Origin of the sequence: Aeromonas sp. QDB68 (assembly GCF_027707405.1) — a bacterium.
GTDB lineage: Bacteria > Pseudomonadota > Gammaproteobacteria > Enterobacterales > Aeromonadaceae > Aeromonas > Aeromonas caviae.
Genome location: NZ_JAPCIQ010000037.1, coordinates 19,374 through 35,739, shown reverse-complemented (window position 1 = coordinate 35,739; position 16,366 = coordinate 19,374). Strand labels below are relative to the sequence as shown.

The window sequence follows — 16,366 nt, the reverse complement described above, 5'->3', positions numbered from 1 at the left end:
TGCGCGAGCAGCTATCACCCAGTAATGGGAATCCCCCTCCTGTGACGCGAAGCGCTAAGGTGGGGGAGGATGTCAATTCCCTCAACTACACCTCCGGCACCACGGGGAACCCCAAGGGGGTGGTCTATCACCATCGCGGCGCCCACCTCAATGCGGTCAACAATGCCCTCTCCTGGGAGCTGCCCAAGCACCCGGTCTACCTCTGGACCCTGCCGATGTTCCACTGCAACGGCTGGTGCTTCCCCTGGACCCTGGCGGCCACCGCCGGGGTGAGCGTCTGTCTGCGCCACGTGCAGGCGGCGGCCATCTACGGGGCGCTGCGCGAACACAAGGTGAGCCATTTCTGCGCCGCCCCCATCGTGCTCAATATGCTCAACAATGCCGATCCGGCCCTCAAGCAGGGACTCGACCACCCCGTCAAGGCGATGACGGCGGGGGCTGCGCCGCCCGCCACCGTGATCGCCGGCATGGAGGCCATGGGGATCGCCGTGACCCATGTCTATGGCCTCACCAAAACCTATGGCCCCTGCGTGGTGTGCGAGCCGCAAAGACGCTGGCAGGGGCAGGATGCCACCACCCTCTCCCGTCTCAAGGCGCGCCAGGGGGTGGCCTCCCCCCTGCAAGGGGAGATGCGGGTCATCAACCCCGTCAGCGGCGAGCCGGTTCCCATGGATGGCAAGACCCTGGGAGAGATAGTGCTGCGGGGCAACATCGTCATGAAGGGCTACCTCAAGAACCCGTCGGCGAGCGAGGAGGCGATGGCACAGGGATGGTTTCGAAGCGGGGATCTCGCGGTCTGGCACCCGGACGGCTATGTGGAGATCAAGGACAGATCCAAGGACATCATCATCTCCGGCGGGGAGAACATTTCCAGCCTGGAGGTGGAGGACGTGCTCTATCGCCACCCCGATGTGGAAGAAGCCGCGGTGATCGCCATGCCGGACGAGACCTGGGGGGAGGTGCCCTGCGCCTTCGTCAAGCTCAAGGAGGGGCGCGAGCTCACCCAGGCCGAGCTCATTGCGTTCTGCCGCGAGCAGATGGCCCACTTCAAGGCCCCCAAGCACATCATCTTCACCCCGCTGCCCAAGACCTCCACCGGCAAGGTGCAAAAATTCATGCTGCGCAAGCAGTTGGCGTGACGACAAAGGCGCCGCGCCATCAACGGGCCTGCGGGCCCGTTTTGTGTTGCGCGATGCAAAGAAGCAGGGCCTCGCCGGTAGCGGTCGCCAGCCAACAAGACGTGCCTTTCGAGCCCGTCCCGGCTTACCATGGCCGCCATGTCCCGCCAGCCTGAGGATGCCTGTGAGAAAATCGGACCGTCTGTTTCAACTGACCAACCTGCTGCGGGCGCATCAACCCCTGACCGCCCGGGAGCTGGCGACGCGCCTGTGCGTGTCGGAGCGCACCATCTACCGCTATATCGACGATCTCTCTTTGGCGGGCATTCCGGTTTACGGGGAAGCCGGGCTGGGCTATCGGCTGAGCGAGGGGTTCGAAATGGCACCGTTGCAACTGAGTGCGACCGAGCTGGAGGCCCTCATCACCGGGGTGAACCTGGTGGCGGTGCTGACGGGCAAGGGGATGGCCGATCCGGCCCGCGCCCTGCTCGCCAAGATTGAGGCGGCCCTGCCCGCCAAGGAGGCTCGGGCACCTCGCGTCCCCGTGGTGCGGGTGCCTGACTATTCCACGGCGCAGCCTGCATACGCTCGCTGGGACAGGTTGCACGACGCCATCACGGCCGGTCACTGGCTGCACATTGGCTACCGGGATGCCAGCGCCAGCAGGACGGAACGCCAGCTCTTTCCCCTCGGGCTCTTCTACTGGGGCGGATGCTGGACGCTCGGCGCCTGGTGTGCGCTGCGCCGGGCCTACCGGGATTTCAGGGTGGATCGCATCGACACCCTGGCGCCGTGCCGTCAGGGGGAAGGGGCGCCCCCTGGCGCGACCCTGGCCGATTACCTTGCCCTGCGCCAGTCGGATGCGTTTCCCCCTGGGCGCAGTGGCGCCGAAAAAGTCATTCAGGACTGACACAAGGCTGTCAGTAGCCCTTCGTTATGCTGGGTTCTCCAGACCATCCACAACGGAGAAAACGAGATGATCATCAAGGGTGACATGCAACAGGCAGGGGGCGTCGAATTTGCCACCTTCAGGCTCAGGGAAGGGGTGACGGAGGCGGATTTGCTCGCCCTGTCACGGCGGGTCGAGTCCGAGTTTCTTCTTCAGCAATCCGAGCTCATCATGCACTGCCTGCTGCGCGGCGCCGACGGCCTCTATGCCGATGTGGTGATGGCCCCCAGCCAGTCGCTGGTGGAAGCCTATTGCCAGCAGTGGCTGCACAACGACGTGGCAGGGGAGTACCTGACCCTGCTTGACCATCACTCGGTCAACATGAGCTTCTGGACCCGTATCGGCTGAGGGCGGCGCGGGGCCTGCCATCCCCCGGCGAGGGGGCAATCATGAAATGAAACGGGCCCACAGGGCCCGTTTTGTTGAACAGAATTCAATAATTACTTGGTGTGGCGCTCATGCAGGCGCTGCACCACATCCTTCAAACCCAAGCCTTCGTTTTGCAGCAAGACTGTCAGGTGGTAGAGCAGGTCAGCGGATTCGTTGATGAGCTCTTCCCTGTCTTTCGCCATGGCGGCCAGGGCCACTTCCACCCCCTCTTCACCCACCTTCTGGGCGATGCGCTTGGTGCCTTTGCCATAGAGGCTGGCGGTGTAGCTGGTGGCGGGATCTGCCCCTTTGCGTGATGCCAGGATCTGTTCGAGCTCGGCCAGGAAGCCGAGCGGCGGCACGGGGTGGCCGTCGAAGCAGGAGGGGTTGCCCAGATGGCAGGTGGGGCCGACCGGGTCGGCGGCAATGAGCAGGCAGTCCTGATCGCAGTCGGTGGTGATGGCGACGAGCTTGAGCACATGACCCGAGCTCTCGCCCTTGGTCCACAGGCGCTGCTTGCTGCGGCTGAAGAAGGTGACCTGGCCGGTGGTCTGGGTCTTTTCCAGCGCCTCGCGGGTCATGAAGCCCTGCATCAGCACTTCGCCGCTGAGGGAATGCTGGACGATGGCGGGGATCATGCCCTCACACTTGGCCCAGTCCAGGCGCTCGGCCAGCGGCAATGCATTGTCTACTGCTTGATTATTCACGGATGGCGACTCCTTCGTTTTTCAGCCAGCGTTTCAATTCGGGAATGGGAATGAGGCCCTTGTGGAACACGGAGGCGGCCAGCGCCCCGTCCACGTCGGCCAGGGTAAAGGCATCGCGAAAGTGCTCCATGGCCCCGGCGCCGCCGGAGGCGATGAGGGGCACCTTGCACACGGCGCGCACCAGCTTGAGCTGCTCAAGGTCGTACCCCTGACGCATGCCGTCCTGGTTCATCACGTTGAGCACTATCTCTCCCGCGCCCCGGCGCTGCACTTCCTGTACCCACTCCAGGGTGGTCCAGGTGGTGGTGCGGGTGCGGCTCTCGTCGCCGGTAAACTGTTTGACCTGATATTGACCGAGGGCGGCATCGAAGTAGGAGTCGATACCCACCACCACGCACTGCACGCCGAAGCGCTCGGCGAGCCGGGTGATCAGGGTGGGATCGGCCAGGGCGGGGGAGTTGATGGAGACCTTGTCGGCACCGAATTCCAGGATCTGGCGGGCATCCTCCACGCTTTTGATGCCGCCGGCGACGCAGAAGGGGATGTCGATGACTTCCGCCACCCGGCTTACCCAGCTCTTGTCCACTACCCGTTCGTCGCTCGAGGCGGTGATGTCATAGAAGACCAGCTCATCGGCGCCCTCGGCGGCGTAGCGGCGGGCGAGGTCGACAATGCCGCCCATCACCTCGTGGTTGCGAAACTGCACGCCCTTGACCACCACGCCATCTTTGACGTCGAGACAGGGGATAATACGCTTTGACAACATGCTCATTGCTCCATGTAAAGCACGGTTAAAGAAACGTCGTTCTGCCGCCGGCGTTGGCCCGGGCGGCGGACGGGAACACGGTTGGCATGCCTTGAACGGGGGCCCATGAAGGGAGAAACGACAGGCCCGGCAGGCCGTCTCGTCGCCTCTGGGCACCCCACTATATGCATGACTTCATTCAGTGATTCAACCCTTTGTCGCCCTTGACCTGCCCCGGATGGCAGGCTGGCGCCTCGGGGAGGGGAGCCCGATCGTCCGGGTGGGTCTCGTCCGTTGCCATATGCTGGCGCAGGGTGAGCAGGGCGGCATCAAAATCAAACGCCTTCAGTTGCCTGGTCAGGGTGTCGCTGCGAGACCCCAGCATGAGGCGAAGGGGACCGGAATACTGCTCGTAGAGGGGGATCACGGCGGTGTCGCTTTGCACCAGCAGGGCTTCCATCTGGCCCAGCAGTTGCTGGCGCCACTGATCCCCCAGAGGCACCAGATCGGTGGTCGGGGCGGCGAGATCGTCCCCGAGCAGAGCGCAAAGGGCGGCGATCTCTTCATCGATGGATGACATGAGTCCGGTGGGCTCAGTGTTGCCGTCCGCGATGGCCTGCTCCAGGGCCAGGCAGTGGCGCGACAGCTCATGTGCCCCCAGGGTGCTCGCCACGCCGCGCAGGCTATGGACCATGCGGGTTGCATCGCTGTGCTCCCCGGCCTGCAAGTGGCGGTGCAGCCGGGTCATGTCCTGGCCATGCTCATGGATGAAGTCGCGAAGCAGGGCCAGGTATTTCTCCTGATTGCCGTTGAGGGCCGCCAGCCCCTGGTCGAGATCCAGACCCGGGTGTGCCTGCAGGCGGGCAAGGGGGCCTGTCACGGGATGGCGAGTGCTGTCGTCCGGGGCAAGCTCGGGGACCTTGCCTTGGGGCAGCCAGCGCTGCAGGGCTTCAAACAGCTTGGCGGGGGTGACGGGCTTGGCAATGAAATCGTTCATGCCGGCCGATGCGCTCGCCTTTCTGTCCTCCTCGAAGGCGCTGGCGGTGAGCGCCAGGATGGGCAGCCTGTCCATGCCGGGCAGGGCCCGGATGGCGCGGGTGGCGCTGTAGCCATCCATCACTGGCATCTGTATGTCCATCAGGATGAGGTCGAAGGGGTGCTGGCTGACGAGGGCCAGGGCCTCCTGGCCGTTGACGGCCGTCTCGATGACGAGGCCGCTGTGGCACAGGAGCTCGAGCACCACTTCCCGGTTGATGGCGTTGTCTTCCACCAGCAGGATCCGGGCGTGGCGAGGGAAGCTGAAGGCCTGTTGGTTCCCCTGCTCGGACGGGGTCCGGGAAGGAGCGTCCTCTTTTGCCTTGAACAGCCTGGCGGTAAACCAGAAGCAGCTTCCCTGGCCTGGCTCGCTGGTGACTCCGACCTCACCCCCCATCAGGGCGGCGATCCGGCTGGTGATTGCAAGGCCAAGGCCAGTGCCGCCATATCTGCGAGTGGTGGAGACATCCGCCTGTTCGAACGCCTGGAACAGCTTCTCGCGCTGCGCAGGGGTGATGCCGATGCCGGTATCTTCCACCTCGAAGCGCAGCAGGTAGCCGGTGGTGAGGGGGCGGGCCAGCCTGACGCGCAGGGTGACGGTTCCCTGCTCGGTGAACTTGATGGCGTTGGTCGCATAGTTAAGCAGGGCCTGGCGCAGGCGGGTGATGTCGCCGTGCACCCAGGCGGGGGTATCGCCGATGTCCGTCACTATGGTGAGCCCCTTGGCCCTGGCCTGGTCGTTCATCAGGGCGCGGACGTTGTCCAGCATGGCGGTGAGGGTGAAATCGGTCAGCTCCAGCGTCATCTTGCCCGCATCGATCTTGGAGAGATCCAGGATGTCGTTGAGGATGCTGAGCAGGTGCTGGGCGGCAGTGTCTATCTTGGTCAGCCGTTCGAGGTCGGTGGGATCCCGGGTGTCGCGCTTGAGCAGATAGGTGAGCCCCAGGATGGCATTCATGGGGGTGCGGATCTCGTGGCTCATGTTGGCAAGGAAGGCGCTCTTGGCGTGGTTGGCACTTTCGGCCCGCTGGTGGGCCTGGGCCAGCTGCCGGGTGCGCTCGTTGACCATCTCCTCCAGGTGGTAGCGATACTGGTCCAGCTCCTCGCCGAGCTGTTTCTTCTCGGTGATGTCGGCCTGGACCGTGACGTAGTGGGTGATTTCACCGCTCTCCTGGCGGATCGGCGACACCGTGGCCAGCACCTGGTAGTGGGAGCCATCCTTGCGCTGGTTGATGAATTCGCCATGCCAGCGCTGGCCGTGGTTGATGGCATCCCACAGGGCGACATAGCTGGCATCCGGGGTGAGGCCAGAGCGCAGCAGGGACGGGGTCCGGCCTATCACCTCGTGCTGCTGGTAACCGCTGGCGGCGAGGAAGGCGGGGTTGACGTACTCGATGCGCGCCCGGGTGTCGGTGATGAAGACGCCGTCAGGGCTCTGTTCGAGGGCCAGGGACAACTGGCGCAACTGCTGCTCGGCCAGCTTGCTCTGGGTGATGTCCAGATGGATGCCAAGGAGGCGCACGGGCCGTTGCTGGGCGTCCCGATAGACGCTCCCTTTGCTCACCAGCCAGCGGATGCCGCCATCTGGCAGCAGGATCCTGAACTCCAGCTCGACGGGGGCGCCGCTGACCGCCCGCTCCGCCAGCAACTGCTCGATGTGCGGCCTGTCATCCGGATGCAGGCAGGCTTGCCAGGCGGCCAGCTCGCCGAGCGCCTCGGCACTGCGGCCATAGAGGCGGGCGCATTCCGGCGAGAAGAAGAGACGGTTGCTGACCATGTCCCATTCCCAGATGCCGACATGGGCCCCTTCCTGGGCCATCAGCAGGCGCTGCTCGCTCTCGCGCAGGGCGCTGCTGACGGTTTCGGCACGCACCCGTGCACTGATGGCGTCGTCCATCAGGTTCAGGGCTGCGAGGCGAGCACGACGCTGGGTATCGAGCGCCATCTGCTGATTGTGTTGCAGGCGCTGCTCTGCGAGCTTGCGCTCCGTGATATCCTGCACGGTGCCGTAGAGCTCGAGTATGGTGCCATCCCTGTCCCTGAGCGCCGCCCCGCGGGCAATGACCCAGGCGGTCTCCCCCTGCTCCGTGATCACTTCGGCATCGCACTCGTAGGGCTGCCCGTCCATCCTGCAGCGCTCGACGGCCTGGGCCACCGTGTGCCACCCCTCCTGAGTGAAGTATTTTCTGACCTCGGGATAGACGGCAGGGGGGAGGGCCGGATCCCGGCCATAGATGCGATAGATCTCCGGTGACCAGAAGTGGCTGTCATCGGCCACGCGCCAGCGCCAGTTCCCTATCTTGGCGAGACGCTGGGACTCGCGCAGTATGGCTTCGTTGCGGCGCAGCGCCTCCTCGGTCTCCTTGTTCTGCCGGTTGTCCTCGATGATGGAGATGAAGTAGTCGGGATTGCCTTCGGCGTCGCGCACCAGGGCCACCGTCAGAGTGGTCCAGATGATCTCGCCCCCCTTGTGCAGGTAGCGCTTCTCCAGGGTGTAGTGGGGGATAGTTCCCGCCAGCACCCGGGCCACATGGGCCTCATCGAGGTAGAGATCGTCCGGGTGGGTCAACTGCTGGAACGTCATCCCGGTGAGCTCGTCGGCCCGGTAGCCCAGGATGTGGCACAGCCGCTGATTGACACGCAGCCAGTGTCCATCGGGGGAGACCAGGGCGATGCCGACCGCTGCCTGTTCGAAGGTGACCTGGAAGCGGTTCTCGCTCTGCTGCAACTGGTTCTGGGTGTTCATCAGCTCCTGCCAGCGCAGGACCTCTCTGGCCCGGGCGCGATGAAAGGCGGCACTGAGCACGCTGATGAGCAGACCGTTGGCGATGAGCAGGCACCATTGCACCAGATCCTGGCCAGCCTCGACACTCAGTGAATAGATGGGGGGGAGCATGAAATAGCTGGTGACCAGGGCGGTGATCAGGGTGCAGAGCAGACCAGGCAACAAGCCCCCCAACAGGGCGCAGACGATGATGGGCAGCATGAAGAGAACCAGCAGCGGTCGCTCACCAAAGGCGATGGGCAGCTGGACACGGATTTGCAACATCAGAACGGGCAGCAGCACGGCCAGCAGGGAGATCCCCCAGCGCTGGGTAGAGGGGCGCACATGCCACAGGGGTGACCAGCTCATCATGGGAGATCCTCCGGTGGCATGGGGGCCTGGGGATAGGGGGGCGGCACTCCGAGCTGACGGGAGAGCCCGTTGATCTGGTGCTTGAGGGCCAGCATGGCGAGCTCCCTGTCCACCATCACCTTGTTGAACCGCTCCAGCTCATGGTTCTGCTGGCGCAGCTCGCTGGCCTGGCGGGTCAGGGCCTGTTCAACCTGCTCCCGTTCGGTGACATCGAGCAGAATGCCGATGATGGCGGGCTGGCCGAGGTAGTCGACGCGCCGCCCGTACAGCTCGACCTCCAGGGATTCCCCGTGCTGATGCAGGGCACTGAAGCGGGTGTGGATATCGCGCGCGTCCTGCTCGCACGCGTGCACCAGCTCGGCGACCCTGGTGCTGTCCTTGGGAGCGGCAAGGGCGTGTAACTGGCCAACGGCGATCAGCGCCCCCGGGGTGTCATAGCCAAACAGTCGGGCAAAACAGGGGTTGATGTAGCAGAGCCGACCCTGCTGGATGATGTAGATCCCGGCAAGGGATTGCTCCACCAGGGCACGGAACAGCCCCTCGCGCTCTCGCAAGTCGGCCTCGGCCCGTTTGAAGTCCGTGATGTCCCGAGAGATGCCGAAGATCCCGATCACCTGCCCCTCGCTGTCTTGCAAGGGGCCTTTGGTTGCGAGAAACACATGCTCGCCATCGGGCAGGGTCAGGTACTCCTCCTCGGTCTGCACCCGGTTGCGCTCTATGACCTGGCGCCCGGATGCCATCAGCATCTGCGCCTGCTGCGGCGGGAAGAGCGTCAGATCATCCTGGCCCAGCACCTCGTCAACCGGCTTGCCGACAAACTGGCTGGCGGCCCGGTTGAAGAGGATGTATCTGCCCTCCTTGTTCTTGGCGAAGATGGCGTCTTCCGAGCTGTCGGCGATGGCGGAGAGCAGTTGCAACGCCTCCAGCCGCTGGGACTGGGAGTGCTGAAGCTGCTCGGCCATCTGCAGCCGGGTGTGCTGGCGCAGCAGGATGATGCCGGCGTTGGTGACAAAGAGCACCAGCAGGCCGATGAGACCGATCCAGACGCTCTCCTTGAAGGTGGCCTGGTAGAGTTCCGCCTTGTCGATCTTGGCCAGCAGGTACCAGTCCGTGTTCATGACCGGATAGACAACCCCGAAGACCTCGCTGCCCCGGTAATCCTGGCCATAAAGCACCTGGGGCGTGCCGCGTTCGGCGAGCCGCAAATACTGGGCTGCCAGCAGGGTGGGGTGGGTGACGGGATAGTGCAGGGTGAGAGCCGGTTCCGGGCGATAGCGCAGGCTACTCAGATAGTGGACCTGATCCCCCTGCTGGCGAAACAGAATGGCTTCTCCGCTGCTGTCTGGGATGGGCCAGGTACGAAGGATGCGATCGGCCCAGTCAGTACCGATGATGTGCAGCGCGAGGACGGTGGTCCCGTGGCCTGACGGGCCGAGGGGAGCCAGAAAATCCAGTCTGGCGTATCCCTTTCCATCGACATAGGGGGCCACTCTGAGCACCTTGCCTGCCTCAACCCGGGAAAGGGCGGCCTGCAGGGGACTATTCACGGGGCCAGCCCCCGGGGTCTGCCACAGGATATGGCCGGCAGGATCAAGCAGGGTCGCCCCCTGGAATCCACGCAGCGAGAGGACGTCCTGCAGTTGTGTCAGCCACTGTGTCTTTGCCGTCAGCCCATCAGGAGGCAGGGCACCATAACGCGGGCTCTCGATGATCTGGCGGACATCCTGATCGCGGTTGTCGAGCCATTCGGTGATGCGCCGGCTTTTGAGATCGGCGATGGCTTCGAGACGGGCCACTTCCGTGTCCCGGGTCAGTTCGATGTTGCGGGCGATGGCCATGGCGGTCAGGGCCAGGATGAGCCCGTTGAGCAGCAGGAAGGGGATCCACTGACGCCGGGAGAGGGCGGGCGTCACCGCTGGCTGGCTGATGCGACGACGCAGCATGGCATAAAGCATGAGGGCCGTGATGAGGATGAAGAGCCAGCCCTTGATGGTGCTTGCCATGGCGAACTGGGCAGGGGTGCTGAACAGCCACTCCACCGCCTTGTCGGAGAGCAGGATCCACAGGCTTGCCACGGCGGCATAGGTGAGCACGACGTTGAGCACATGTGCCCGGGTCAGAGGAGCCTCAGCCATCCACGGCCTCGCTGCCATCCTGGTAGCGTTCGGCAATGGTGACGAACGCGTCGAAATGGCGATCGAAGGCGGTCACGACATCGGGATCGAAATGGTGGCCGCTGCCGGAGAGGATGAGGGCGCGAGCCTCGTCGTAGCTCATGGCCGGCTTGTAGACCCTGGCGCAGATGAGGGCGTCAAACACGTCTGCCAGCGCCATCAGGCGAGCCGAGAGGGGGATGGCGTCCCCTTGCAAGCCGTCCGGGTAGCCGCTGCCATCCCACTTCTCGTGGTGCCAGTGGGCGATCTCCTTGGCCAGGGTGAGGAAGGCCAGGGGCTGCTCCATGTCCTGTTCGGCCTCCTCGATGGCATCGCTGCCGAGCTTGGCGTGGGTGCGCATGATCTGCCACTCCTCCGGGGTCAGCTTGCCCGGTTTGAGCAGGATGTGGTCGGGAATGCCCACCTTGCCGATATCATAAAGCGGTGCGGAGCGGCTCAGCAGGTCGATGTAACCCGGGGTCAGGGTATCGGCGAAACGGGGGTGATCAGCCAGGGCGCTCGCCAGCAGACGCACATAGCCCTGGGTGCGCAGGATATGGTTGCCGGTTTCGGGGTCGCGGATCTCCGCCAGATGGGCGAGGGCGCGGATGGAGACCTGCTGGATCAGGTCGTTTTCCGCCATTCGCCGCGCGACCTCGGCTTCCAGCGCCGCATTCTGGTTTTGCAGGCCGTCACGGGCCTGCTTTGCCTCCAGCTGGGTACGCACCCGGGCCTGAACGACCACCGGCTTGATGGGCTTGGTGATGTAGTCGGCGGCGCCGAGGGAGAGGCCGAACTCCTCGCTTTGGGGGTCGGCGAGGGCGGTGAGCAGAACGACGGGAATACGGCTGCTGATCGGGGACTGACGTAATTGCCTGAGCACTTCATAACCATCCATGCCGGGCATCATCACATCCAGCAGGATGAGGTCAGGCTTTGGATCCGCGCTGACGATGCGCAGGCATTTTTCCCCGCTCTGTGCAGCCAGCACGCGGTAATGAGGCGAAAGCAATTCGGTCAGTACCATCAGATTTTCGGGTGAGTCGTCGACGATCAGGATGGTGGCGTTGTGAGGTGTCAACATATGTCTTCCATGACGCTATCCCTGTGAGGTCGAGTATAGAGCCAATTGCTGCCAAATCATAAGATTCGCCCCCATCGGGGAGAAAGAGGCCTGCCCGGATGGGCAGGCTGTCTGATGCCAGAAAGGGGCGCGTCACGCAGCGCGGCCGTCACCCCAGCAGCGAATGGCTTCTGCCACGTCAAACTTGCCCTCCAGCAGGGCACGGCCGAGGATGATCCCCTTGACGCCGGTTCCCTTGAGCGCCTCGATATCCGCCAGACCGCCGATACCGCCGGACGCCTGGAAGCCGACGTTCGGGTAGCGGGCACAGAGATCCCGGTAGAGTTCGACGTTGGTGCCCGCCAGGGTACCGTCCCGGCTGATGTCGGTGCAGAGCACGTGTTTAAGTCCGGCGGGGAGGAAGCGCTCGATCAGCGCCTCGATGGAGATGCCGCTGTTCTCCTGCCAGCCAGCCACTGCGATGTGGCGGTTGCCCTGTTCATCGATGTTGACATCCAGGGCCAGCACGATGCGCTCGGGGCCATATTTCTCCATCCAGCTGGCCACCAGATCCGGGGATTTGACGGCGGTGGAACCGATCACCACCCGGCTGGCGCCGGCCGCCAGCAAGTCGGCCACATCCTGTTCGCTGCGCACGCCGCCGCCGACCTGCACCGGTGCCTCGGTGGCGGACAGCAGCTGGGCGATGAGGGCCAACTGGCGGGCCTTGGCATCCTTGGCGCCGTCCAGATCCACCAGGTGCAGCTGCGCCGCCCCCTGGCTGACATAGTCATCGAAGCGGGCCTGCGGGTTGTCGCTGTAGGCGGTTTTCTGGCCGTAGTCGCCCTGATAGAGGCGCACGACCTGACCGTTGATAAGGTCGATTGCGGGAATAATCATGCCTGTCATAGCTCCAGAAAGTTTTGCAGTAGGCGGGCACCGGCCGGGCCGGATCGCTCCGGGTGGAATTGGGCGCCAAAGAAGTTGTCCCGCCCGACGATGGCGGTAAAGGGCAGGCCGTAGCCGCAGGTCGCCAGGGTCGCGTCGGTCACCTCCAGCGCATAGGAGTGGACAAAGTAGAAGTAGCTGCCGCTGGGAATGCCTTTGAGTAGCGGGTGGGTCTCGTCGTGTTCAATCTGGTTCCAGCCCATGTGGGGCAGGCGCAGGTTGCCCACCTCCATCAGGCGGATCCTGCCAGGCACGATGCCGAGGCAGTCGATGAGCGCTCCTTCGCTGCCATCGGCGCTCATGTTCTCTTCCGAGGCCTGTGCCAGCATCTGCATGCCGAGGCAAAAACCGAGCAGCGGCTGCTTGGCGGCGCGAATGAGGGGCACCAGTTCCCGCTCATTGAGGTTCTTCATGGCGGCGATGGCGGTGCCGACGCCGGGCAGGATCAGTTTGTCCGCCTGCTCGATGTCGGTGGCCTTGCAGCTCACCCTGGGCTGCACGCCGAGGCGCTCGAACGCCATGCGCACCGAGGCGAGGTTGGCGCAGCCGGTGTCGATGATGACCAGGTTCTGTTTCCCCATCACAGCACCCCCTTGCTGGAGGGAAGCTCGCTCCCTTCCACGCGAATGGCCTGGCGCAGGGCGCGGCCAAAGCCTTTGAACAGCGCCTCCACCTGATGGTGGGTGTTGCCGCTGCCCACCTTCATCTGCAAGGTGATGGCCATGGCGTCAGAGAGGGAGCGGAAGAAGTGGGGCACCATCTCGGTGGCCATCTCTCCCACGCTGTCGCGACCAAAGCCGCTCGGGCAGTCGAACACGAAGTAGGGACGGCCGCTCAGATCCAGCGCAGTGGCCACGTCCAGCTCGGTCAGCGAGGTGCTGTCAGCCTCCTGGCGGGGACGCCCGTCGATCACCGCCTGCACCTCGTCCATCGCCAGCACGAAGCCGAAGCGGCCGATGCCGCGCTTGTTGCCAAGGGCCTGGCGCAGGGCTTGACCCAGTGCCAATCCCACATCTTCCACCGTGTGGTGATCGTCGATGTGCAGATCGCCGCACACTTTGAGCTTGAGGCGAAAGCCCGCGTGGGTCGCTATCTGATCCAGCATGTGATCGAAGAAGCCGATGCCGGTGGCGATCTGGTTGCCACCGCTCTTGTCGAGATCCACCGCCACCTGGATGCGGGTCTCCTTGGTGTAGCGCTCCACCTCGGCCACGCGCCCCTTGGAGAGCAGCTGATCACGAATGGCAGTCCAGCCGTGATCTTGCGGGTGGTAGCGTATGCCGCGGATGCCCATGTTCTCGGCAAGCTGGATGTCGGTCTGTCTGTCGCCAATCACGAAGGAGTTGGCAAAGTCGATGCGGCCCGAGGCGAGATACTCCTTCACCAGCCCAAGGTGAGGCTTGCGGCAGCTGCAACCGTCGGTGGGGAAGTGGGGACAGATCAGCACTTGCTCCCAAGTGACGCCCTGGGATTCGAAGAGGTGCATCATCAGGTCGTGGGGCGGCTGGAAGTGTTCAAGGGGCAGGCTGGCGGTGCCGAGCCCATCCTGGTTGGTCACCATCACCAGCACGTAGCCGGCGGCCTGGAGCTCACGCAGCACAGGTATCACCATGGGCTCGAAGCGCAGCTTCGCAAGGCTGTCCACCTGCTTGTCGGTGACCGGCTCCTCGATCAGGGTGCCGTCACGGTCGATAAACAAAAACGGGGTTTTCATCGCTACATCCTTGCTTGTCTTACAGAGAGGGTGGGGGCAGGTCACGCAGCACGGCGAGCACGGCGTCCATTTCGCCCTGATAGCCGATGGTGATGCGGATGCTGTTGTCAAGGCCAGGCTTGCTGGAGAAATCACGCAAGATGATGCCGGCGGCCTTCATGGCGGCGAACACGGCGGCGCCATCTTTGAAGCGCACCAGCACGAAGTTGCCTTTGTCCTCGAACACTTCCTTGACGCAGGACAGACGAAGCAGCTCCGCCTTGATGAGCGCCTTCTGCTTGTTGAGCTCCTGCACCCGCTCCTGCATCAATTCCAGCCCCATGGGAGAGAGCGCCTGGGCGGCAATCTGGGCGATGGGGTCGGGAATGGGGTAGGGCGCGATCACCTTGGCCAGCATGGCAATCACCTCTGGATCCCCCAAAGTAAAGCCGCAGCGGATCCCTGCCAGGGCGAAGGCCTTGGAGAGGGTGCGGGTCACCACCAGGTTCGGGTATTGGGCGAGCAGGTCCACCACGGAGGCCTCCGGGCAGAACTCGATGTAGGCCTCGTCCACGACGATGATGGCGCGGTCCCGGGCCTTCTCCAGCAGGGCGACGAGTCCCTTGCGGCCCACCAGATCCCCGGTGGGATTGTTGGGGGAGCAGAGGAACACCAGCTTCACGTCAGAGAGGCGATCGGCGATGGCGGGCCAGTCCGGCTGACGGCTGGCGGTCAATGGCTGCTCGACAATCCCCACGCCACAGGTCTCGGCGCTGATGGCGTACATGCCGTAGGTGGGGGGGCAGATGAGGATTTGATCTTCCCCTGCCTCGCAGAAGGTGCGGATCAAGAGCTCGATGGCCTCGTCGGCACCGCGGCTTACCAGCACCTGATCCGGATTGACCCCGGCGTAGGCGGCATAGCCATTCACCACCTCGGCCGGCTGGCACTCGGGATAGCGGTTGAGGCGGCTCCCCTCGACGGTGAAGGGATAGGCCAGGGGGGCCTCGTTGGCATTGAGCCAGACGTGGCCCTGGCCGCCGATGCGGCGAGCGGACTGGTAGGGAGTGAGAGCCCGCACAACGCGACGGGCCAGATTGACGATGCTCATGACAAATCCTTCTGCTGTGCTGTTTGTTGGGGCTCGGCGGCCAGGGCGTTCAACCTGAGGGTGACGGCATGCTTGTGGGCATCGAGCCCCTCGGCCTGGGCGATGCGCTGGACGATGGGGCCAAGGCCGCGAATGCCGTCTGCAGTGAGCTCTTGAACCGTGTAGCGGCGCTGATAGTCGGCAAGCCCCAAGCTCGAGCAGGTGCGGGCATAGCCGTAGGTGGGCAGGGTGTGGTTGGTGCCGCTGGCGTAATCACCGACCGACTCCGGTGTCCATGCCCCGAGGAAGATGGAGCCCGCGTTCTCGAGCTTGTCCAGCAGATCCCGGGGGGCCCGGGTCTGCACGATGAGGTGTTCCGGTGCATAGGCGTTGGAGATGGCGCAGGCCTCCTCCAGGTTGTCGCAGAGGATCACCAGGCTTGCCTTCAGGGCTTGCTCGGCGATGTCGCGGCGGCTGAGGTCGGCGAGTTGCGCCTGGATCTCGCTGCCGATGGCATCGGCCAGGGAAGCGGAGGTGGTGACCAGCACCACCTGGCTGTCGGGGCCGTGCTCGGCCTGGGAGAGCAGATCCGATGCCACGAAGGCCGGGTTGGCGCTCTCGTCTGCGATCACCAGCACCTCGGAGGGGCCGGCTGGCATGTCGATGGCGGCGCCCCGCCAGTCACGGGAAACCTGGCCCTTGGCTTCGGTCACATAGGCGTTGCCCGGGCCGAAGATCTTGTCCACCTTGGGGATGGTTTGCGTGCCATAGGCCATGGCCGCGATGGCCTGGGCGCCGCCGATGGCGAACACCTGACGGACGCCACAGGCGCGGGCGGCAAACAGGATCTCGTCGCTCGCCGGAGACGGGGTACAGAGCACCACCTCACGGCAACCGGCCAGGCTTGCCGGAATGGCCAGCATCATCACGGTGGAGGGGAGCGGCGCGCTGCCTCCCGGGACATAGAGGCCGACCCGGCTGATGGGTTGGGTGCGCAGCTCGCACAGTACCCCGGGCTGGGTTTCGACTCGGACGACGGGCTGTACCTGGGCGGCGTGGAAGGTACGGATATTGGCGATGGCGGCCTCGATGGCACCCTTGATGTCATCACCGAGTCGAGCGCAGGCGGCATCCACTTCCGCGTCGCTCACCCGAAGCTGTTCGCGGGGCGCGCGTTCGAAACGCTGGCTCAGCTCGCGCAGGGCCTCATCGCCCCGGCTACGTACCGCGGCAATGATGTCTCGCACCACGGTACCGATGTCGGCTTCGTCGCCAAGGGCGGGCCGGGTCAGGACCTCGGCTTGCCGGGCGGGGGAGAGGGTCTTCCAGATCAGGGTCTGCATGATGTGTCTTCCTTATT

General features: G+C 64.4%; 13 protein-coding genes. 3 read left to right on the top strand and 10 right to left on the bottom strand.

Annotation, left to right across the window (positions count from 1 at the left end; translation table 11 throughout):
- The first annotated feature begins 41 nt into the window (after nucleotides 1-41).
- The 3 genes from PG892_RS12490 (at nucleotide 42) to PG892_RS12480 (ending at nucleotide 2,415) form a co-directional block, all read left to right on the top strand.
- Nucleotides 42-1,139 carry an AMP-binding protein gene (locus PG892_RS12490; protein ID WP_257710145.1) on the top strand — a complete coding sequence of 366 codons (1,098 nt, stop codon included), beginning with the start codon at nucleotides 42-44 and terminating at the stop codon, nucleotides 1,137-1,139.
- 190 nt (nucleotides 1,140-1,329) lie between these two features.
- Complete coding sequence (locus PG892_RS12485; protein WP_181023102.1) at nucleotides 1,330-2,028, top strand: helix-turn-helix transcriptional regulator; 699 nt, start codon at nucleotides 1,330-1,332, stop codon at nucleotides 2,026-2,028.
- Between the two features lie 66 nt (nucleotides 2,029-2,094).
- A complete protein-coding gene (locus PG892_RS12480; RefSeq protein ID WP_143237504.1) occupies nucleotides 2,095-2,415 on the top strand; it encodes a hypothetical protein in 321 nt (106 codons plus the stop codon).
- Nucleotides 2,416-2,507: 92 nt separating this feature from the next.
- On the opposite strand, the gene hisIE is transcribed toward PG892_RS12480, so the two are convergent.
- The 10 genes from hisIE to hisD form a co-directional block, all read right to left on the bottom strand.
- Complete coding sequence (gene hisIE / locus PG892_RS12475) at nucleotides 2,508-3,143, bottom strand: bifunctional phosphoribosyl-AMP cyclohydrolase/phosphoribosyl-ATP diphosphatase HisIE (protein WP_270825449.1); 636 nt, start codon at nucleotides 3,141-3,143, stop codon at nucleotides 2,508-2,510.
- Nucleotides 3,136-3,909, bottom strand: a complete 774-nt coding sequence (hisF, locus tag PG892_RS12470; RefSeq protein ID WP_042881382.1) for an imidazole glycerol phosphate synthase subunit HisF — start codon at nucleotides 3,907-3,909, stop codon at nucleotides 3,136-3,138. Before hisF ends, hisIE begins: the two co-directional genes overlap by 8 nt.
- A 178-nt stretch (nucleotides 3,910-4,087) precedes the next feature.
- Complete coding sequence (locus tag PG892_RS12465; protein WP_270825448.1) at nucleotides 4,088-8,059, bottom strand: PAS domain S-box protein; 3,972 nt, start codon at nucleotides 8,057-8,059, stop codon at nucleotides 4,088-4,090.
- On the bottom strand, nucleotides 8,056-10,194 hold the full coding sequence (locus tag PG892_RS12460) for a PAS domain-containing protein (RefSeq protein ID WP_113978458.1): 2,139 nt from the start codon (nucleotides 10,192-10,194) through the stop codon (nucleotides 8,056-8,058). Before PG892_RS12460 ends, PG892_RS12465 begins: the two co-directional genes overlap by 4 nt.
- Complete coding sequence (locus PG892_RS12455; RefSeq protein ID WP_160837503.1) at nucleotides 10,187-11,296, bottom strand: response regulator; 1,110 nt, start codon at nucleotides 11,294-11,296, stop codon at nucleotides 10,187-10,189. The genes PG892_RS12460 and PG892_RS12455 overlap by 8 nt, the downstream gene beginning before the upstream one ends.
- 132 nt (nucleotides 11,297-11,428) lie before the next feature.
- Complete coding sequence (hisA, locus tag PG892_RS12450) at nucleotides 11,429-12,175, bottom strand: 1-(5-phosphoribosyl)-5-[(5-phosphoribosylamino)methylideneamino]imidazole-4-carboxamide isomerase (protein ID WP_143237505.1); 747 nt, start codon at nucleotides 12,173-12,175, stop codon at nucleotides 11,429-11,431.
- 5 nt (nucleotides 12,176-12,180) lie between these two features.
- The gene (hisH, locus tag PG892_RS12445) at nucleotides 12,181-12,804 is read right to left on the bottom strand and encodes an imidazole glycerol phosphate synthase subunit HisH (RefSeq protein ID WP_143237506.1); all 624 of its coding nucleotides are present in this window, start codon (nucleotides 12,802-12,804) and stop codon (nucleotides 12,181-12,183) included.
- Nucleotides 12,804-13,937 (bottom strand): bifunctional histidinol-phosphatase/imidazoleglycerol-phosphate dehydratase HisB, encoded by a 1,134-nt coding sequence (hisB, locus tag PG892_RS12440; RefSeq protein ID WP_102948496.1) that lies wholly within the window; start codon nucleotides 13,935-13,937, stop codon nucleotides 12,804-12,806. The genes hisH and hisB overlap by 1 nt, the downstream gene beginning before the upstream one ends.
- 19 nt (nucleotides 13,938-13,956) lie before the next feature.
- On the bottom strand, nucleotides 13,957-15,027 hold the full coding sequence (gene hisC, locus PG892_RS12435) for a histidinol-phosphate transaminase (RefSeq protein ID WP_069651239.1): 1,071 nt from the start codon (nucleotides 15,025-15,027) through the stop codon (nucleotides 13,957-13,959).
- Complete coding sequence (hisD, locus tag PG892_RS12430; RefSeq protein ID WP_041211399.1) at nucleotides 15,024-16,349, bottom strand: histidinol dehydrogenase; 1,326 nt, start codon at nucleotides 16,347-16,349, stop codon at nucleotides 15,024-15,026. The genes hisC and hisD overlap by 4 nt, the downstream gene beginning before the upstream one ends.
- Between the last annotated feature and the right edge of the window lie 17 nt (nucleotides 16,350-16,366).